At 60.3% G+C, this 19868-nt stretch carries 18 protein-coding genes; 7 read left to right on the forward strand and 11 right to left on the reverse strand.

Features of this window, described 5'->3' with window-relative positions:
• Positions 1-274: 274 nt before the first annotated feature.
• On the reverse strand, positions 275-1171 hold the full coding sequence (locus ABDX87_RS02615) for a LysR substrate-binding domain-containing protein (RefSeq protein ID WP_346831448.1): 897 nt from the start codon (positions 1169-1171) through the stop codon (positions 275-277).
• 104 nt (positions 1172-1275) lie between these two features.
• Between ABDX87_RS02615 and ABDX87_RS02620 the strand changes: the two genes are divergently transcribed.
• The 4 genes from ABDX87_RS02620 (at position 1276) to ABDX87_RS02635 (ending at position 5813) form a co-directional block, all read left to right on the forward strand.
• Positions 1276-2091, forward strand: coding sequence for a HalD/BesD family halogenase (locus ABDX87_RS02620; RefSeq protein ID WP_346831449.1), 816 nt, complete (start codon positions 1276-1278; stop codon positions 2089-2091).
• Positions 2092-2165: 74 nt separating this feature from the next.
• Positions 2166-3023, forward strand: coding sequence for a transporter substrate-binding domain-containing protein (locus ABDX87_RS02625; protein WP_346831450.1), 858 nt, complete (start codon positions 2166-2168; stop codon positions 3021-3023).
• Positions 3024-3269: 246 nt separating this feature from the next.
• On the forward strand, positions 3270-4772 hold the full coding sequence (gene proP, locus ABDX87_RS02630; RefSeq protein ID WP_346831451.1) for a glycine betaine/L-proline transporter ProP: 1503 nt from the start codon (positions 3270-3272) through the stop codon (positions 4770-4772).
• Positions 4773-4898: 126 nt separating this feature from the next.
• Complete coding sequence (locus ABDX87_RS02635; protein ID WP_346831452.1) at positions 4899-5813, forward strand: pyridoxal-phosphate dependent enzyme; 915 nt, start codon at positions 4899-4901, stop codon at positions 5811-5813.
• A gap of 16 nt (positions 5814-5829) precedes the next feature.
• Here ABDX87_RS02635 and ABDX87_RS02640 read toward each other — a convergent pair whose 3' ends face one another.
• Positions 5830-6399: a TetR/AcrR family transcriptional regulator gene (locus ABDX87_RS02640; protein ID WP_346831453.1), complete on the reverse strand. Its 570-nt coding sequence runs from the start codon at positions 6397-6399 to the stop codon at positions 5830-5832.
• A 166-nt stretch (positions 6400-6565) separates the two neighbouring features.
• Here ABDX87_RS02640 and ABDX87_RS02645 point away from each other — a divergent pair, with 166 nt between their 5' ends.
• Positions 6566-7975 carry an amidase gene (locus tag ABDX87_RS02645; protein ID WP_346831454.1) on the forward strand — a complete coding sequence of 470 codons (1410 nt, stop codon included), beginning with the start codon at positions 6566-6568 and terminating at the stop codon, positions 7973-7975.
• A 118-nt stretch (positions 7976-8093) separates the two neighbouring features.
• On the opposite strand, the gene ABDX87_RS02650 is transcribed toward ABDX87_RS02645, so the two are convergent.
• Positions 8094-9218 carry an alkene reductase gene (locus tag ABDX87_RS02650; protein WP_346831455.1) on the reverse strand — a complete coding sequence of 375 codons (1125 nt, stop codon included), beginning with the start codon at positions 9216-9218 and terminating at the stop codon, positions 8094-8096.
• A gap of 92 nt (positions 9219-9310) precedes the next feature.
• Positions 9311-9907 (reverse strand): TetR/AcrR family transcriptional regulator, encoded by a 597-nt coding sequence (locus tag ABDX87_RS02655; RefSeq protein WP_346831456.1) that lies wholly within the window; start codon positions 9905-9907, stop codon positions 9311-9313.
• Between the two features lie 200 nt (positions 9908-10107).
• On the opposite strand from ABDX87_RS02655, the gene ABDX87_RS02660 reads away from it, so the two are divergent.
• A complete protein-coding gene (locus tag ABDX87_RS02660; protein ID WP_346831457.1) occupies positions 10108-11061 on the forward strand; it encodes a GlxA family transcriptional regulator in 954 nt (317 codons plus the stop codon).
• Positions 11062-11078: 17 nt separating this feature from the next.
• Here ABDX87_RS02660 and proB read toward each other — a convergent pair whose 3' ends face one another.
• Genes proB through ABDX87_RS02690 form a run of 6 tightly spaced genes read right to left on the reverse strand, consistent with a single transcriptional unit; the run spans position 11079 to position 17550 of the window.
• Positions 11079-12191: a glutamate 5-kinase gene (gene proB, locus ABDX87_RS02665; RefSeq protein WP_346831458.1), complete on the reverse strand. Its 1113-nt coding sequence runs from the start codon at positions 12189-12191 to the stop codon at positions 11079-11081.
• A 48-nt stretch (positions 12192-12239) separates the two neighbouring features.
• Positions 12240-14300: a phosphonate metabolism protein/1,5-bisphosphokinase (PRPP-forming) PhnN gene (gene phnN, locus ABDX87_RS02670; protein WP_346831459.1), complete on the reverse strand. Its 2061-nt coding sequence runs from the start codon at positions 14298-14300 to the stop codon at positions 12240-12242.
• A gap of 5 nt (positions 14301-14305) precedes the next feature.
• Complete coding sequence (gene nadC / locus ABDX87_RS02675; RefSeq protein ID WP_346831460.1) at positions 14306-15142, reverse strand: carboxylating nicotinate-nucleotide diphosphorylase; 837 nt, start codon at positions 15140-15142, stop codon at positions 14306-14308.
• A gap of 42 nt (positions 15143-15184) precedes the next feature.
• Positions 15185-15916, reverse strand: a complete 732-nt coding sequence (locus tag ABDX87_RS02680; RefSeq protein ID WP_346831461.1) for an ABC transporter permease — start codon at positions 15914-15916, stop codon at positions 15185-15187.
• Positions 15917-15921: 5 nt separating this feature from the next.
• Positions 15922-16671: an ABC transporter permease gene (locus ABDX87_RS02685; protein ID WP_346831462.1), complete on the reverse strand. Its 750-nt coding sequence runs from the start codon at positions 16669-16671 to the stop codon at positions 15922-15924.
• Between the two features lie 30 nt (positions 16672-16701).
• Positions 16702-17550: an ABC transporter ATP-binding protein gene (locus ABDX87_RS02690; protein ID WP_346831463.1), complete on the reverse strand. Its 849-nt coding sequence runs from the start codon at positions 17548-17550 to the stop codon at positions 16702-16704.
• A gap of 618 nt (positions 17551-18168) precedes the next feature.
• Between ABDX87_RS02690 and ABDX87_RS02695 the strand changes: the two genes are divergently transcribed.
• Positions 18169-19155, forward strand: a complete 987-nt coding sequence (locus ABDX87_RS02695; protein WP_346831464.1) for an ABC transporter substrate-binding protein — start codon at positions 18169-18171, stop codon at positions 19153-19155.
• Between the two features lie 132 nt (positions 19156-19287).
• On the opposite strand, the gene ABDX87_RS02700 is transcribed toward ABDX87_RS02695, so the two are convergent.
• Entirely contained in the window at positions 19288-19854 is a 567-nt protein-coding gene (locus ABDX87_RS02700; protein ID WP_346831465.1) for a GNAT family N-acetyltransferase, read from the reverse strand.
• Positions 19855-19868 lie beyond the last annotated feature (14 nt).

A 19868-nucleotide genomic window follows, 5' to 3' on the forward strand; every position in this document is an offset into this window, starting at 1 on the left:
TACGTCTGGTGCCTGGCGACACCGCCCAACTCATACATACTTGTCTTTACAAGCATATGCAATTTGATTGCCACATCCTTCCCAGGCCAGGGTCCGGGACGCGGCGAGCCCTCTGCTTAGGCGGTCCGACGCTCATAAGGTTTAACGGGATGCCGGAGAAAGGTCATCAGCGAAAGGGGTCGGGTTACCGCAGGGTGCCTCACGCTGGGGCGGGGAGAAACATCCGGCCCCAGCAAAGTGCGTCGACTTGTAACAACCGCTTGCAGCCTTCGGATCAGGGTGTACCCAACAATTCGATGAGGCTTTGCACGTTCGGTCGTTTGCGTTTTTCAGCCGGTACAAACGCGCAATACGGATGCCCCAACGGCAGCGATCTGGCGGACAATACGATCAGGCGACCCGCCGCCAGATCAGGCTGAGCGATGAGTTTCTGCCCCAGCGCGATGCCACACCCGAGTTTCGCCAGCGTGATCGACAGGCTGGACAGCCCGGAGCGACGCCCCAGCGCCGGATCGGGTGAGACCTGTCCGACTTCACTGGCGTACCAGTCGCTCCAGGTCGGGTGCGAGGCGTAACTCGGTCCCCACTGCGTATGGATGAACAGGCTTTCGTGAATCCGCGTCAGGTCAAAATCGCTGTTGCCGTGGCGATACCACAACTCCGGCGCACACAGCGGCACCACCTGATCGTGTACCAGAGGGATCGCTTCGAGCGAAGGGTAATGGTAGTCGCCGTAGCTGACACGGATGTCGACGTCATGCCGGGCCAGGTCGACCGGGTCATCTTCGACCCGCACGTCCACCGAGAGCTGCGGATAGCTTTCCAGCAACACCGCAAGCTTCGGCGCCAGCCAGACTTCAGCCAGTGAGAACGGCACGCTGATGATCAACCGCGTACGCATCTCGCCTTCCAGCAGACGCACTGTCATGGCGGCGATGTCGTCCAGCGCGCGGGATGTCTGCGGAAAAATCGCCAGCCCGGCGTCCGTCAACGAAAGCCGGTTGCCGCTGCGCACGAACAGTTTTTTGCCGAAGTACTCTTCCAGGTGACGGACTTGCTGGCTGACCGCAGCGGCCGAAACCCCCAGCTCTTTCCCGGCTGCAACAAAGCTCGCCAGACGCGCAGCGACTTCAAACGTTCTCACGGCATTCAGTGGCGGCAGTCGTTTCATGGAGCTGCTTCCCTAAGTTTTCCTGGGGGGAGGCTAACAATTTTTGCCGTTGTTGCGAAGATTTTCACAGGTTAGGTTTAAACCACACCTAACGGAGGGCCGTCATGAACACCGTCATCAATCTTCAACGCTATCCGCTGGACCGCCCAGGCAGCGAGGAATGGAACACCTTGGTCGACCACGCTCGCACCGCGCTGGCCCGCAATGGCATGTTCAGCCTCGAAGGCTTCATAGAGGACGATAACGTGCGCGCCGCCGCGCAACAGATCCAGCCGACCATGGACGCTGAATCCCACACCCACAAGCGCTCGCATAACATTTATTTCAAACCTGAAATACCGGAACTGGCCGCCGATCATCCCGCGCTGAAGAAGGTCGAAACCGTCAGCCACACGCTGTGCGCAGACCAGCTCAAGAGCAGCCTCGTCACCGACGTGTATGAGTACCCGCCGCTGGTGGCGTTCTTGAGCGCCGTCATGGATAAACCGGCGTTGTATGTCATGGCCGACCCGTTGGCACGGGTCAACGTGATGAGTTATCGCGAAGGCGAAACGCTGAATTGGCACTTCGATCGCTCTGAATTCACCACCACGCTGATGCTCCAGTCACCCGAAGAGGGTGGCGAGTTCGAGTACCGCACCGACTTGCGCACGGCGGATGATCCCAACTATGACGGCGTGGCCGATCTATTGAACGGTCGCGACCCCGATGTGAAGAAATTACGACTCAGTGCTGGCACTCTCAACGTGTTTCGTGGGAAAAATACCGCGCACCGCGTCACCCCTGTGCGTGGCCACCGCGAGCGGATGGTGGCGGTGTTCTCCTACTACGAAAAACCCGGCGTGATGTTCACGCCTGAAGAACAAACGGGGTTCTACGGACGCGCGTCTCAACCGACGCCTGAAGACACAGCGGCATAATAAAAATGACTGTTTAGCGGCTTTTGATCTAGCTTGACCCTGCCAGTCTTATTTCCAATTAGATGGGGAAACACATGGGCCACACCTACCACGTCACTAAAAAAATCCTCGCGTGTGCGGCTTTAGGCAGCAGTCTGGTCTTCGGCACCACCGCCTTCGCGAAGGAATGGACCTCGGTTCGGGTTGCGACCGAAGGGGCTTACGAGCCTTGGAACATCACCCTGCCCAGCGGTGAAATTTCCGGCTTCGAGCCTGAGCTGCTGAAGGATGTCTGCGCCCGGATCAAGCTTGAATGCAAGCTGCAGGCGCAGGACTGGGACGGCATGATCGCAGGCCTGAATGCCGGCAAGTTCGACGTGCTGATGGACGCCATCGTGATCACCCCTGAGCGCGAAGCGGTGATTGCGTTCTCCAAACCTTACGCCAACACCCAGGCGGTGTTCGCCAGCGCCGATCCCAAGCTGATCGCGAGCATGCCGAGCAATGAAATCATCAAGCTCAGCGGTGACGAGAACGCCGACAAGGCCGCGATCGACAAGATGAAAGCGCTGGTGAAAGGCAAGACCCTGGGCATCCAGTCCGGTACGGCCTACACCGAATTCGTCGAGAAGAACTTCCGCGACATCGCGACCATTCGTGAGTACAAGAAATCCGGCGAGCACATGATGGACCTGAACGCGGGCCGCATCGACTTCGCTTTCGACGACGTGACCTTCTTCACCTCGGCACTGGACAACCCCGATAACAAAGGCGTGCAGATGATCGGCCCGAAAATCGGCGGCACCATCTGGGGCCCGGGTGAAGCGCTGGGCTTCCGCAAGGCCGATAACGACCTGCGCGAGAAATTCAACGGCGCGCTGACGGCCGCGCTGGAAGACGGCACCGTGAAGCGCCTTTCGGAAAAGTGGTTCAAGGCCGACATTCGCCCTTGATGCCACGGGTGTAAACCCGCCAAAAGCCACTGCCGTTGTGCGGTGGCTTTTTTGTTTCTGCTGCCTTGCGCCCTGCCCCGTAACGAAAAATACCGGCCTGCGCTGAATTATTTCGTGTCTGGTTGTATCTGATCGGAAATAACGTGCCACCAAAACGCTGTCATCGAGCTCGCGCGTTACGTGCGTCCGAGGCGACATCGACGCCCGCGTTTTGCAGCGACACCGATCCGCAAGAGAGTGATTCACATGAAATCAGGCAAGAAAAAAGTCAGCCCCATCGGGTTGAACGACATCACCATCGTTGACGACGCGAAGATGCGCAAGGCGATCACCGCCGCTGCCTTGGGTAACGCCATGGAGTGGTTCGACTTCGGCGTGTATGGCTTCGTCGCCTATGTGCTCGGCAAGGTGTTTTTCCCCGGTGCCGACCCTGGCGTGCAGATGATCGCCGCACTCGCCACGTTCTCCGTGCCCTTCCTGATTCGCCCGCTGGGTGGCTTGTTTTTCGGCGCGCTGGGTGACAAGTACGGTCGCCAGAAAGTCCTGGCGGCGACGATCGTGATCATGTCCCTGAGCACCACCGCCATCGGCCTGATCCCGTCTTATGACTCCATCGGGATCTGGGCCCCTATCCTGTTGCTGCTGGCCAAGATGGCTCAGGGTTTCTCGGTGGGTGGCGAATACACCGGTGCCTCGATCTTCGTCGCCGAATACGCCCCGGACCGTAAACGCGGCTTCCTCGGCAGCTGGCTCGATTTCGGCTCCATTGCCGGTTTCGTGCTTGGCGCAGGCATCGTGGTGATGATTTCTGCAGTGATTGGCGAAGACCAGTTCCAGGAATGGGGCTGGCGCCTGCCGTTTTTCCTTGCGCTGCCGTTGGGCATGCTCGGTTTGTATCTTCGTAACGCCCTTGAAGAGACACCTGCGTTCCAGCAGCACGTCGAGAAACTCGAACAGGGTGATCGCGAAGGCCTGTCGGGCGGCCCGAAGGTGTCGTTCAAGGAAGTCGCGACCAAGCACTGGCGCAGCCTGATCACTTGCATCGGTATCGTGGTGGCGACCAACGTCACTTACTACATGCTGCTGACCTACATGCCGAGTTACCTGTCGCACAACCTGCATTACAGCGAAAACCGGGGCGTGCTGATCATCATCGCGATCATGGTCGGCATGCTGTTCGTCCAGCCGCTGATCGGCTTCATCAGCGACAAGATCGGCCGTCGGCCGTTCATCATCGTCGGCAGCATTGCGCTGTTCCTGCTGGCGATTCCGGCGTTCATGCTGATCATCAGCGGCAAGATCGGGCTGATCTTCGCCGGGTTGCTGATCCTCGCCGTGGTGCTCAACTTCTTTATCGGTGTCATGGCGTCCACGCTCCCTGCAATGTTCCCGACGCACATTCGTTACAGCGCACTGGCCAGCGCCTTCAACGTCTCGGTGCTGATCGCCGGTCTGACCCCGACCCTCGCCGCGTGGCTGGTGGAAACCACCAACAATCTCTACATGCCGGCGTATTACCTGATGGTGGTGGCAGTGATTGGCCTGGCCACTGGCCTGACGATGAAAGAGACCGCCAACAAGCCATTGCGCGGCGCGGCGCCTGCCGCTTCCAACATCGAAGAGGCCAAGGAGCTGCTGGAAGACCTCCACGACAACATCGAGCAGAAAATCGAGGACATCGACACCCAGATTGCCGAGCTCGAAGCCAAGCGCAAAGAGCTGGTGCAGCAGCATCCACGGATTGATTGAACACGCACGGACGCTGATTGAGGGTGTGGTCGATTGCGTTGGGCAAGCGCCTCGCTTACGGTATTGAACCGTAACTCGGTGCCTGTTCATCCATCGATCACTCCCCTGCTTGGAAGCAATCCCATCATGCCCCTGCACATTGAAACGCCGCTGATTGAATCCCGTCCGATGAGCGCCATTGCCAAGCGCTCGATCAACTTGAAGCTCGATGCGCTTCAGCCCTGCGGCTCCTTCAAACTGCGGGGCGTGGGCCACGCCTGCGAGGTTCACCATTCCCGTGGCGCAAAACGTTTCATTTCATCGTCCGGCGGAAATGCCGGGCTGGCCGTGGCCTATGCCGGTCGCGTTCTGGGCGCAGCGGTAACGGTCGTCGTCCCGGAAACCACGACCGACAGGGCCAAGGAGCTGCTCGTTCTTGAGGGTGCAGACGTCATCGTTCACGGCCGCTCCTGGCAGGAGGCCAACGAACTGGCCCATACGCTGATCGCTGCCGGAGACGCGTTCATTCACCCCTTCGATGACCCGCTGTTGTGGACCGGCCACGCCAGCATGATCGACGAGGTCGCCAGGACCGCGCGCAAGCCCGGCGCCGTGGTGCTGTCGGTCGGCGGCGGTGGATTGCTGTGCGGTGTGATTGAAGGCCTGCAACGCAACGGCTGGGGCGACGTGCCGGTGATCGCGGTAGAAACCGAAGGCGCTGCGTCGTTCCGGGCCGCGACGCTGGCGGATGCACCGGTGGAAATCGACGCCATCACCTCCATCGCCACGTCGCTGGGCGCCAAACGCGTGTGCAGCCAGTCTGTCGCGTACCTTGAGACCCATCGGATCGAAAGCGTCGTGGTCAGCGACAAAGACGCCCTGGACGGCTGCGAACATTTCCTGGCCGATCACCGGATACTCGTCGAGCCTGCCTGTGGCGCGGCACTGTCGTTGGGGTATTCCCCGACCCTGCTCACAGGGTACGACAACGTGTTGATGGTGGTCTGCGGCGGCGCCACCGCTACGCTTGAACAAATCAGGGCGTGGCGACAGGCACTCTGACGAAGCGCCTCATGCCTCATGCCTTGGCCGGCAGAAGCCCCGCGTCCTGATAGCTGTCGATCAATTCGTCGAAAATCGAAATGTCTGCGCGACTGCGGGCCATGAGCTGCGCGCCGGAGACCGCCGAAAAGATGGCGCGGGCGCGCTTTTCGGCGTGTTCTGATGACACCTGCTTCGACGCGACCAGCGCTTTGCCCAGCCAGGCCACGTTCACCTCGGCGAAGGCCTGAACCTCTGTTTTCACCGCATCCGGCAGGTCGTCGTACTCAGCCGACATGAAACTGCACAGACACAACCGGTTGCCGCACTCCAGGGATCTGCGAAAGATCCACGGGTATCGGCGCAGCGCGCTTGCCGCATCGTCGGCTTCCGCCAGCAGCTCATCCAGATCGCGTGCGGTGTCTTCCCAGTAGCGCCGCGCCACGGCTGCGCCGAGATCGGCCTTGCTGGGAAAGTGATGGTAGACGCTCGCCGCCTTGATACCGACCTCTGCCGCCACATCGCGGAAATTCAGACCGCCGTAGCCGTGCGCCTGGGCGGTTTGCCGAGCCGCCGTCAGGATCGACTCCTTCGCATTCGTGCTCATGTAAAGACCTCGCATTCGTCAATGGTCACAAGCCTACCATTTGTTAGGTAGGGGTTGACAGCCCCTTTTTAACGCTCTAGCTTTTGCCTACCAATCGGCAGGTAGAGATGCATCTCTGCCGCTCCAATTGCGACAGACCCTTCTCCCATCAGGCAGGAAAAATCACATGAGCGACGAATTGTTTTTCTCCGACGCAACCCGACTCGCCGAGTTGATTCGCACTCGGGAGGTTTCACCGGTTGAAGTGATGCAAGCCCATCTTGACCGCATCGAAGCAGTCGACCCCCAGGTCAATGCGATCGTGACCGTGGTGGATGACGCACTCCAGTCCGCGAAGGCCGCCGAGCGAGCGGTGTTGTCGGGCGAACCGCTGGGCGTGCTGCACGGCGTCCCGTTCACCGCCAAGGATTCCATCGACACCGCCGGCGTACTCACTCAGCGTGGCTCGCCGATCTTCAAAGGCCGCCAGCCAGACACCGACGCCACCAGCGTGGCGCGCATGAAGCAGGCAGGCGCAATCCTGCTGGCCAAGACCAATCTCCCGGAGTTTTCCTACTGGATCGAAAGCGACAACCTGCTCTCAGGGCGCTCGAACAACCCTTGGAACCTGGAACGCACACCCGGTGGCTCGAGCGGTGGAGAATCAGCCGCCATCGCCGCCGGGATGTCGCCCATCGGCCTGGGGACCGACCTTGCGATTTCCGTGCGGGGCCCGGCCGCGCAAACGGGGATCAGCTCGATGAAAGCAACGCACGGTCGCGTGCCCATGACCGGCATCTGGCCGCGCGTGCCGCGTCGCTTCTGGCATGTCGGTCCGATGGCCCGGTCGGTTCGGGACATCGCCCTCGCCTTCTCGCAACTGGCCGGGCCGGACGGCCAGGACGCCTTCGCCACCAGCACCGTGGCGTTCGATGCGGGCATCGGTCGCCAGCCTTATCGCCCGCTTCGGGTGGGCTGGATGACGGGGCCAGGTTTCGGCCCGGTCGACCCCGAAGTCGTCGCCACCGTTCGTGCCGCCGCCGAGGCGCTGAAGGACATCGGCATTGAGGTTGAACACGTGGGCATCCCTGCGCTGGAGCGGGACTTCGCCCTTGATGTGTTCAACAAGCTGCATGTGATGGAGATGAAATCCGCATTCGCCGAAGCCACTGCCGGGCGCAGAGAGGACGAGCTCTACAAGATGGCGAAGACCATGCTGTCGTTGCCCGATACGTCGATGAAAGACTTCATCGAGGCCGAGCAAGCCGCCGAGCGGCTGCGCGACGGTTACGCCGAATACTTCGCGCATTACGATGCGTTGATTACCCATGTGCTGCCGATACCGGCACACAGGCATGGCGTCGAACAGTTCATCATCGATGGCCAGACCGTGGACGCCACCTTTCTGCAAGGCGCGACTGTACCGCTCAACGTGACCGGGTTGCCGGGTGTGTCGATGCGGTTCGGGACGAGCAAGGAAGGACTGCCGATCAACGTGCAGATTGTGGGCGCGTGGCAAGCAGAGTCGACGATTCTGCACATTGCTTCATTGCTCGAAAGCATCAGCACGGTACGCACGCTTCGTCCCGCGCTGTAACCCCACAGCCATGGAGCGTCAGGCTTCAAGCGTTGAACCCGCTCGAAGCCATGCTCTCGCGACAATCCGCGAGAGTGGCCGGACGCTTTACATCAGCGTCCGGCCTTCGACGCTGCCATCAGCCGGCGTAGACCGGATAATCCGTGAATCCCGCTTCGGCGCCGCCGTAGAGGGTGGCGGGGTTGACGGGATTGAGCGGCCAGCCGTTGACGATGCGCGCCGGTAAATCCGGATTGGCAATGAACGGACGGCCGAAGGCGATCAAGTCAGCCAGCCCCGCCTCGACCAGCCGTGCGCCCCGCTCGGCCGTGTAACGACCCGCGTAAATGATCCGGCCACTGAAGGTGCTGCGCACGTCACGGCGAAAGGTTTCCGGCAGGTCGGGAGCATTGTCCCAGTCGGCTTCGGCGATGGAGACGTAGGCGACGCCCGCGTTTTCCAGCACCTTGATCGCTTCGATGTAAGTCTGGTGCGGGTCCTTTTCCACCATGCCGATGTACACCCGATCCTCATCGGTCGTGGTGAACAATGGGGTGAACCGCACGCCCAGACGGTCAGCACCGATGGCCTGCGAAACCGCTTCAACGATTTCCCTCAGAAAGCGCAAACGGTTCTCCAGCGAGCCGCCGTATTCATCATCCCGCTGGTTGGCGTGTTCGGAGATGAACTGATTGACCAGATACCCGTTGGCCGCATGGATCTCGACGCCGTCGAAGCCTGCTGCGATGGCATTGCTCGCGGCGGTGGCATACAGCCGGACCAACGCTTTGATTTCAGGCACGGTGACTGCGCGAGGCATCGACGGCGCCACCAATTCACCCGTTCCGGCGCCAGTCTCGATAAAGGCTTTGGAGCTGGTGGTCTGAATCGCGGACGGCGCGATGGGAGCGTTGCCATCCGGCTGCAAGGCGTGATGGGAAACCCGGCCGACGTGCCAGAGCTGCGCGAAGATCACACCGCCTTGCGCATGCACCGCGTCAGTCACCTTGCGCCAGCCGTCAATCTGCTCTGGCGTGTAGATACCCGGCGTCCAGGCGTAACCCTGACCCCGCGGCTCGATCTGTGTCCCTTCGCTGACCATGAAGCCTGCCGACGCGCGCTGGCCGTAATACGTGGCCATCAAATCCGAAGCGATATCGCCAGGCTGCACACTGCGTTGACGGGTCAAGGGCGGAAAGACGATCCGGTTCTTGAGGGTGAGGTTGCCCAATCGCACAGGCGAAAACAGTGATTCATGTTTCATGGTTTGACTCCAGAGTTTAAAAGGCTTTTTTTGGGCAACAAGCGCCCGTGAGATCAACGTGGGGATGACCTCGTACAAGGGGTTAAGGGTGTTTAGTCGGGGTGATTCAATACCGTTTCAGTCATCGACAGGGCTTCATCGAACGGCGCCGTCGTGCGGGTTATTTTTGCCATGACACTGGCGCCCAACCACACTGCGTAGAGCCTGAACGCGGTGCGTTGAGGGCTCTCATCGGCCCTGATCGAACGCTCTTCGATCCCCCGCGAGATAGACGCGGCCAGGACATCGATAATGCGCGATGTACCGCGCTGGAGCGCCAGCCGCATAGGCTCCGACAGGTCGGCAACCTCGGCGCCCAGCTTGACCGCCAGGCAGTTTCCCGCGTCGGTTTTACCTGTCTGGTTGTCAATCCAGTGTTGCCAGTACAGGCCCAGTTTTTGAGCGTCGTTTAGCCCTTTTCGCTCGAAAATCCGCGTCATGTTTTCCAGATATTCGTCGAAGTACGCCTCCAGCATTGCGACCCCGAAGAGGTCCTTGGAACCGAAATAGTGATAGAAAGAACCTTTCGGAACGTGCGCAGCCGAGAGCACTTCGTTGAGACCAACGGCTGAATACCCTTTTTTACTGATGATCACTCTCGCCGTCTCGAGAATGTGCTGTTTTGCGTGTTTGCGTTCATTGGCGGTCATCGGTTCGCCTCTAAGTAGACCAGTCGTCTTGCTTGTCGGGCCAATTCTAGGAGCGGGCTAAAACAGGGACAATGTCGAATCCGCAAGGATTTCGGCCATGCCTCGCCTGTCCGTTTTGCTGCGTCTGCGCTGAACGGCGTTGCCAGCCGCTCGTTGGGCAATGACAATCCCCGCACGCTTCATCGACCTGGAGACTCTGGATGCATAGCGTTGCACTGGTGGTTTATCCCGCCTTTCAGTCGTTGAGCCTGTCCCTGGGTTCTGTATTCGAATGCGCCAACCTGTTTCAGGGCGAACAGGCCTATGAGTTTCATCTGGTGTCTGAAGCCGGAGGCGCCGTGATGTCCTCGCAAGGTTTTTCGGTCAATAGCACGGCCCTCAGGCCTGAGGGTTACGACACGGTGATCGTCAGCGGTTACCTCGAACTCGACGCGCCGGACAACGCCCTGATCGAATTCGTGCGGGCGGCCTCGGCCCAGTCGCGTCGGGTCGCCTCACTGTGTGTCGGCGCGTTCGTGCTTGCAGAAGCCGGCCTGCTGACCGGCAAGCGCGCCACCACGCACTGGTTGCACGTACCGGCATTCCGGCAACGCTATCCCGAGATTCAACTGGAAGAGGATCGACTGTTCGTCGTGGACGGTCAGACCTGGACAGGCGCAGGCATGAGTGCCGGCGTGGACATGGCACTGGCGATGGTCGAGAACGATCTGGGCAGCGATCTGGCGCGCAGGATCGCCCGCAAACTGGTCATTTATCAGCGTCGAGGCAGCGAGCAATCGCAGTTCTCCGCACTCCTTGAACTGGACCCGAAGTCCGATCGCGTACAACTCGCGATGGCGTATGCGCGTGAAAATCTGACGGACGACTTGTCGGTCGATGCCCTCGCTGCTGTGGCTCGCCTCAGCCCTCGGCAGTTCAGTCGGGTGTTTCGAGAGGAAACCGGGCAAACCCCGGCGAAGGCCATCGAAAGCCTGCGACTGGAAGCGGCTCGCGTGATGATGGAAACCAGCCGCCATCCGGTGGAAGTCGTGGCCAGGGCAACAGGATTCGGGGACCGGGAACGTATGCGGCAAGCATTTTTGCGCGCGTTCGGCAAACCGCCACAAGCGATGCAAAAAGCGCTGTTCACGGCCGCGAACGGAGCGAATGGCTGAGGACGCTCAATCAGCCGTCAACGCGCCGCATGCACGACCAGGTTTTCATGGCTGATGATGTGCGGTTCCGCGACATAGCCGATTTGCCGTGAAAACGCCTCGACGAACTGACCACGCAGCTTCTGGATCTCCTGGGAGCTGTAGTTGACCAGCCCGCGCGCCAGCTCAACGCCGTCGGCGCCTCGGCACACCACCATGTCGCCACGTTGAAACACACCTTCGACCCGCAGGACCATAAGCGCCGTGATTCCGCTCGCATCCGATTCAACGGGGTATGAGCCGGCGATGATTTCCAGCACGCCACGCATCGGCAACTGATTGGAAAGCCAGCGACCCCGCGAAGCCGCCGGGTGCGTGTCCGAGGTGAGCAAGGTACCCACTGGCGCGCCACCGGCAATGGCCTCAAGGACACCGGCCTGGCGTCCGTCAGCGATCACCGTGTGCGCACCGGATCGCGCCGCCAGGCGGGCCGAACGCAACCAGGAACGCACGTCGTAGCCGAGGCGTTCGGTCATGTCGTGCGCGCACCGGTCCAGGGTCGCATCACCCACCGCAGCCTCGCCGATAAAGGTGTCAGCCAGCCCGGCTTCGGCGCCAGGCATCGACAGACCTTGCACGTCGGTCAGCAGCACGTACACGTCGGCTTGAACCAGATTGACCACTAGCGCGCCCAGGCTGTCAGTGTCACCGGCACGAATCCCGTGGCTGGCAATGGTGCCGTTTTCACTGATGACCGGGACCACGCCTATGCCGAGCAACACCTGCAACGTGCTGCGGGCATTCAGGTAATGCTTGCGATGGGACAGGTCGTCCTGAGTCAGGAGGATCTGCGCGGATTGCAGGCCATGCGCGGCCAGGCCCTGGGCCCAGGCATTGGTCAGTTTGATCTGGCCGATGGCGGCCAACGCCTGCGCTTCGTGCAGCGGCAACGTGGTGCCCATGCCGGGGCCAGCACAGGCGGCTGTGGCACCGGCCGACACCACGACCACGTCGAGGCCGGGTTGATGCAGCCTGGCCAGTTCAGCGGCCAATCGGTTGATCGCGTCGATGTTCAGGCCGTCAGGGGCTGTAATCAGTCGGCTCTCGATGTGGATGACCCAGCGCTGAGTAGTCGCTATCGCCTCACGCATGTTCTCACCTCGGTTCTCGTGTGTAGGCCGGTTGACGCCGGGCGCGGATCATGGCGTTCGCACAACCGTCACGCCATCGCTCATCTGTGCCAACACGCTCGCCGACTCAAGGTCTGCGCCATTGGAGCCATGAATCACATAAAGGCACTGCCCCGGTTTGACGTGATCACCCGGTCCGACCTTGAGGTCGATGCCCGCGGACTTATCCGCAGGAGCGCCTGCGCGTCGGGCAATCTCGCCGATCCGCCAGCCATCCAGTTCACTCACCCGCCCCTCGGCCGTCGCGCGAACCGAACAGGTCAGCGCACTGGGCAATACCGGTGTCTTTCTGCCCTGCGCATCAATGATCCGCTCGAAGGCGGCATTGGCTTCGCCGCTCGCCAGCAGTTTTTCGGCCAGCTCACGGCCGGCTTCCACGCTGCCCACGGCAGGGTCCCACGCCAGAATCTGCCCGGCGAAAAAAACCGCCTTGTTGCGCAGATCCCGAGGTGCATCCGGCTCATTGGCCAACACTGCGCGTACGTCGCGCACTTCAAGCGACGGCCCGATGCCTCGTCCGACGGGTTGGCTCCCGTCTGTCGCAAAGGCGACCACGGTCAGACCCAGGCCCGCGCCGACCCGCTCGAACAGGTCGCCCAGTTCCCGGGCCTGCGCCTGTGTCTTGAGCTTGGTGCGTGGGCCGTACGGCAGATCGACGACCACATGGGTCGAGCCTGCCGTGAGTTTTTTCGACAGGATCGAGGCGACCGACCAGCGATTGGAGTCCAGCCCGAGCGGCCGGGTGATTGCGTTCATGACGTCATCGACCACCGAGTGATTGAGCCGGCCGTTCCAGGCGATGCACGCCCCCGCCTCTTGCACACAGCGCTGTACATCGGCGGTGGTCAGGTCCACCCGCGCCACCGACTCCATGGCATCGGCCGTGCCCGCCGCCGACGTGATCGCCCGGGATGAGGTCTTGGGCATTGCCATGCCGTGGGCGGCCACGATGGGCACCACCAGGAGTGTGATGCGGCTCCCGGGCACACCGCCCATGGAGTGTTTATCGACCACGATGGGACGATCCCATTGCATCGTCGGCGTGAAACGGCTGCGGACCCTGGCGAGGGCAATGACTTCGGCATCGGACAGGCTGCGCGTGGCGCTGACCAGAAACGCACTGATTTCACCGTCCGTATAGCGCCCTTCGATGATGTCACGCAGCAGCATTTCGTATTCCGTTTCGCCCAGCTCGTGACCCTGGACTTTCTGGATCAACGCCTGACGACTGGCCGGCGATGGCGTACGGCGCAAGGCAATCTCGCTGCCCTCGGCTACGCCCCAGTGCGAGAACGCCTCCTCGCTCAGACCGATCTCATCCGGCGCCAGCAAATGCGGCGCATCGAGACCATGAATCTGCACGCTCAAGGACGTGCCGTCCGCCAGCAGGTCCACTTTCGATCCCCCCAAGTAATCCGCGGCCGAGAGGACAGCGATCTGACCAGGCCCCTTCCGGGTCGGCAAATACGCCACCCGCTCAAGCCCGGTGGACAAGGGCACACGGCGCAATCGAACGCGCTGGCTGGCGTTCGTCAACGCGCGAACGAAGGCGTTGATTCCCTGCTCCAGTGCGCCGTCGTTGTTGACGCGGATCGTTTCGATGTCCACCGGCAACGGCTCGACCTGACGCATGACCCGCGCCCGCGCCTCAAGCGCAGTTTCCCGCCCGCGAGCCAGAATCCGCGCCGCCAGCACGTCTGTGGAGGCGGTTACCTCCACGACGACCAGCCTCGGCACCCGCCGCGACAGTTCGCGTATCATTTTGCGCGAGCCATTGGCGATGACATTGCAGCCATCGCTCAGTGCAGCAAGCAGATCGACGGACAAACCATAGGACAGCCCGTGAGCATCCCAGGTGATCAGGAACTCTCCTGCGCTCACGGACGATTGAAATTGTGCCTCTGTGACGCCGTGGTGATCCTCGCCCGGGGCGCCCGTGGGGCGTGTGATGGTGCGGCGAGCGAACACATAACGACCGGTGTCTGCGAGGTGGGCGCGGGCGCCTTCGATCAACGAATCCTTACCGGCTCCGCTGGGGCCGACAACAAAGAAGAAGATGCCCTGCGCCATGTACCTTACTCCGCTTCGTCCAGGCCGATGTCTACACACACCGCCGCCTGGTTGAGTTTGCTGGTGGAGATGTAGTCGACACCGGTCTTGGAGATGGCGCCAATGGTAGACAGGTTGATGCCGCCTGAAGCTTCCAGTTTGGTGCGCCCGTTGACCATCTTCACAGCTTCGGTCATGTCCACCACGCTCATGTTGTCGAGCATGATCACGTCGACGTTGGCTTCCAGTGCTTCGGCGACCTGGGTCAGGCTGTCGCACTCCACTTCCAGCTTGGTCAGCACCGGCAGCTGACGACGTGCACGTTGCACCGCCTGGGTGATACCGCCACACACGGCGATGTGGTTGTCCTTGATCATCACGCCGTTGTCCAGGCCCAGACGGTGGTTCAGACCGCCGCCGCAGGTAACCGCGTGCTTCTCAAGCATGCGCAGACCCGGTGTGGTTTTGCGGGTGTCGATCAGGCGAGCCTTGCTCCCCGCGACAGCGGCCACGTATTTGGCGGTTTCGTTGGCGATGCCGGACATGCGCTGCACGATGTTCAGCGCGGTGCGTTCGGCGGTCAGCACGCTGCGAGCGTTGCCGCGCACATCGATCATCACCGTCCCGGCCTCGATCTTCTGGCCGTCCTTGACGCGGACAATCACTTCCAGTGTCGGGTCGTAACGCTTGAAGACCCGGGCGGCAATGTCGATACCGGATACGATCAGTGTCTCGCGGGCATTCATGTAGAAAGCGCCGACTTCGTCCGCCTCGATCATCACCTGGGCGGTCAGATCGCAATAACCGATGTCTTCGGCCAGCCAAAGATCGATGAGGCGGTCAGTCTGGAATACGTCATACATCGTGGTTACCCCTATGTGTGGAAACAGTTCGGTGAACGTCAGTTATCGGTGCTGCAGTTTCTTGTCGAGCATCAGCATCAAGCTGTTGCAGGTGACGGCAATCAGCGTGAGCAACAGCGCCACGGCCATGATCGTCGGGATGTCGCCGAGGCCCATCGCATTGACAGCCATGTACCCCAGGCCGCGCTGCGAGGCGAACATCTCGCCGATCAGCACGCCGAGCAGCGTCAGTGCGAAACCGAGTCTCACGCCGGCTACGATCTCCGGCAGAATTGCCGGCAGCAGCACATGGAACAGCGACTGGATCGGCGTCAGCCGAAGGGTGCCGGCCGTGCGCAGGTACACAGGGCGCATCTGGCGGATGGCGTTCATCGTGAACAGCAGGATCGGGATCAGCCCGTGCATCACGCCGAACGCCACTTTCGAGGAAAGCCCAAGGCCGAAGCACAGCAGCACCAGCGGATACAGCGTTACTTTGGGAATGGCGTACAGGTTGAGCAGGATCGGCTCGGCCACCGCACCCGCCAGCCGGTTCACCCCCAGCAGCACGCCGAGAACGATGCCGCCCACCAATGCCAGGCTCATGGCATAGGCAAACGCCTTGGCGGTTTCGCCGACGTTGGCCCACAGCTCGGCCGTGCCCATCATCGACAGCAGGTGCGTAAGCGTCATCCAGGGCGAGGTCAACGCCCCCGCCCCTATCGTCAGGTGCAACACTTGCCAGGCCGCGATCAGCGCCACCACCAGTAAACAGGTCGGGAAAAATCTCTGCATGGCTGTCACCGTTGACGACGCGCTTGCAAGCGTCGGTCGAAGAAGTTGAGCACCGCATTGATCAACGTGACGCTGATCAACACCAGCAACATGAGGGCATACATGTTGTCGCTTTCAAAGTTGTTGTAAGCGAAGGCAATGGCGTAACCGATGCCGGCGCCAGAGAGAATGAACTCGGACGCAATCACACCGATGAACGAGTACGCCACGGCCAGCTTCACCCCGCCGAACAGGTACGGCAACGCGGCCGGCAGCTCGATACGCCAGGCGGTCTCCAGCCTCGACATCCGCATCACCGACGCGCTTTTACGCAGGACGTGGGGAATGCGATCCAGGCCGGTCAGGGTCGCGGTAATCATCGCCACGATGGCGAGTAGCACCGCGATCGCGATGATCGAACCATGGCCCACCCCGAATACAACAATGAACACCGGGTAGAAAATGAACGTCGGGACGGCGTAGTAACTCGCCAGCAACGGCTCCAGTGCGGCGCGAAAACGCGGCATGGAATGCACGGCCAGGCCGATGAAAAACCCGCTGATGATGGCGATGAACGCCGACACCAGAATATTGGTGAAACTGAACAGGATGTCGTTGCCATAATGACCGGCCGACATGAGCGCCAGCAGATGCGTGAACATCTGCGAGGGCGCAATCAACACGCTTTGCGGGATGACATGAGTGCGACACAGCAACTCGATCAGCCCGATAAAACCGGCGACCAACGCGGATCGCAGCACGCTTTCGGTATTCAAATCGACGTCCTCAAGAATGGCTCGGCCAGATCAGTGCTGCGTGCCCATGACCTTCATGGTTTCCACCCGCAGCTTTTCCCACAGGCGCGCATTGATCTCGCCGAATCGCGGCGTTGACACCACCCGACTGTCGCGGTCGCGCTCCCAGCCGGTCTCGACCATGTCGATGAACAAGCCGGGCCGTGAAGACATGACCCCGACGCGGTCCGAGAGCATCGCCGCCTCGTCCAGTGCATGGGTGATCAGCAATACCGTGGCGGAGGTTTCGCGCCACAGCCGCAGCAACTCATCGCCCATCAACAGACGGGTCTGCTGGTCCAGGGCTCCGAAGGGTTCGTCCATCAGAATCAGCCGCGGCTGCATCACCAGCGTGCGGGCAATACACACACGCTGGCGCATGCCGCCAGACAGTTGGGCCGGGTAAGCGCTCGCGAAATCCCTCAGCCCCATGAAGCCCAGCGCATAGGCGACACGGCGCTCGACTTCGGGACCATCGACACCGCTGCGACGAAGCCCGAACGCGATGTTGTCGCGCACCGTCAGCCACGGAAACGAGGCGTCTTCCTGAAACACCACCCCGACGCCGTCCGGCACGCTGGAAATCACTTTTCCCTCGAACCTCACTTCGCCAGACGTGGGACGGGCAAGCCCGGAGAGCACGTCCATCAACGTTGACTTGCCGCAGCCCGAAGGCCCGACAACGGAAAAGAATTCACCTTTGTTCAGCGTCAGATCGATTGGTCCCAGCGCTGCGAACAACTCGCGAGCTCCAGCCTTCTTGAATGAGCGAGTCACTTGACTCAGGGTGACATGCGGCGTCCGGGTATCCGCAGCGACCCGTAACGTTTCGACCAAACCACCTTTCAATGCAAACGTCATTCTTCACTCCTCCGGACCGGCTGGTGAACCTTGAGCCTGTTAAGGCTGAAAGCGCTCTAAATACAATGCATACGCTAGATATAGGAGGAGTAGCAAGATAGACGCCAGAATGGCGACAAGTCGTTAATCGTATGGGTTTAATAAAAACAGGTAATTGATTTATAACGATTTAAAAATACATTTTCTGTTTGATCAAAATGAAAACAACCCACAAAAGACGCACTTACTTCAAAGCATGCGAGCTATTCTTTATTACGTACACGCTATTCGCTCCAGTGTAGTGCCGTGGGTACGACAGTCGCACCAAAGCAGGACGACTGGCCCGGACGTGCTCAGCACCGCCGACAACTGATCGCTTATCGCGCACAAATCAACGTATACGCTTTATTTAGGGATACTGTTTCAACCTATGGAGAGCGCCGCTACGTTTTTACATCGAAAGAAAAGATATATATTTCATAAAGTTATGATTCATACACCCGACTAAAACGCGTAACGGCTGCCTTGGCCTGCATTTTGCTGAATGATCTTTAATAGCGTACAGAAACTAAAATAACACCGCTTAGCCTTAATTCTTGCCATGACCCAAGCACCTTGATGCTATCAGGAGTTTCGAGAATGACCGCACAGCACACCCTGTTCCGCTCAACCAGAAAGCTCGCCGTCGCCGGCCTGGCGGCGATGTCGCTGCTGGCCTCGATTGCCCGCGCCGATGAAATCTCCGTGACCCAGTGGGGCACAAGCCTCTATGGCCTGCCGTATGCCGTGGCGATGGAGGACGGGTTGTTCAAGAAAGCCGGTGTCGACATTACCGGCATCCTGGGTTCGGGCGGTGGCGGAACGACCGTGCGCAATATTCTGGCAAGCGACACACCGTACGGAGAAGTGGCGGTGGCCGCTGCCCTGGCCGCTCAACGGCAAGGTCTGGACCTGGTTATCGTCAACATCGGCACCCGGTCGGTGGCTGAATCGTCGGTGGTGACCCTCAAGGGCTCCCCGCTCAAAGACATTGCCGGGCTGGACGGGAAGAAGGTCGCGATCACCTCGCCCAAAGGCGTGTCGGAAATGCTGCTGCTGATGTCGCTGAAAGCCAAGGGCATCGACGCAGACAAGGTCACCCGAGTGGCCTCCGGCGGCTACGTGAACGGTCTGACACTGCTGGATCAAAAAGCCGTCGATGCCGCCGTGCTCATCGAACCGCTGTCGATCCTGCGCAAGGACCAATACGCCACGCTCTATAAATCCGGCGACCTGCTGCCCCCCATGACCACCTCGGTCGGCATCACCACGCGCGAGTTTGCCAAGGCGCACCCGGACAAATTGAAAGCCATCATCGAAGGGCGCCGAATGGGCGTCAAAGCCATCTACGACAACCCACAACACGCGGCCGACATCCTCGCCAAAGGCTTCAAACTTGAGCCGGCGGTGGCCAAAGAAGCCGTGGACAACATGATTGCGCCCCATATGTGGAGCGAAGGCGATTTCAACCTTGTGGAGATGGAACGCATGGCCGACGGCCTGCGGCTCAACGGTGAGTTGAAGGGTGACGTGGACTGGGCGGCCATCATGGACAAGTCGTATTTACCGACCGACTTGCAGCATTGATCAACGACGATGCACGGACGCAGGGCTGAACGAAGTCAGAAACAAGCGGGCGTTAACAGCCCGTCCGCTCAGACACTGAAAACCGGCAGACAATGGATGCTCGCTCCAGGCTGTCATCCATTGCCACATCGATTACTGCAGAACGTATTCGTGAAAAATTTTCGAACCGTGCTCATCGTTATTGCGACAGGTAAAGCCAAGGCTTTTCGCCAACAGATCCATGTGCTGATTGTTGGACGCATCCATCGACGAGATTTTTTTAAAACCCTGCCGTTTGGCGGTGTCCATCACATGCTGCATGAGCGCAGAAGCAACTCCTTTGCGCTGCCATTGTTCGGAAACCGCCACCGCGAACTCGCAATGCGCATCCCCATCGAAAGCACCGTAACGCGCCTTGCCGACCTCTTTGAGCTCGTTGCCTTCAAACGCAAGGGCGATGTACGCCATGCGGTTGGGTAAGCTCACATCCATTAATTGGTCGTGGGTGTCTTCAAGCTCGCTGAACGTGGCCAAAAACCGAAAATGCGGCGTGTCCGCGCCGAGCCCTTCGAAGAATACAAGGTCCCGTTCACGGTCACGATCCGCCAGCTCTCGGATTAACATCGGCGTTCCATCCCGCATTTCTTCGAGCCAGTAATCCCCGCTGAGTGCTTTGATCTCATCACTGAACCTTGTCTCAATGCTCTCATTGTAAGCCATGCTTGACACTCCCA

It is taken from the genome of Pseudomonas abietaniphila (genome assembly GCF_039697315.1).
Taxonomy (GTDB): domain Bacteria; phylum Pseudomonadota; class Gammaproteobacteria; order Pseudomonadales; family Pseudomonadaceae; genus Aquipseudomonas; species Aquipseudomonas abietaniphila_B.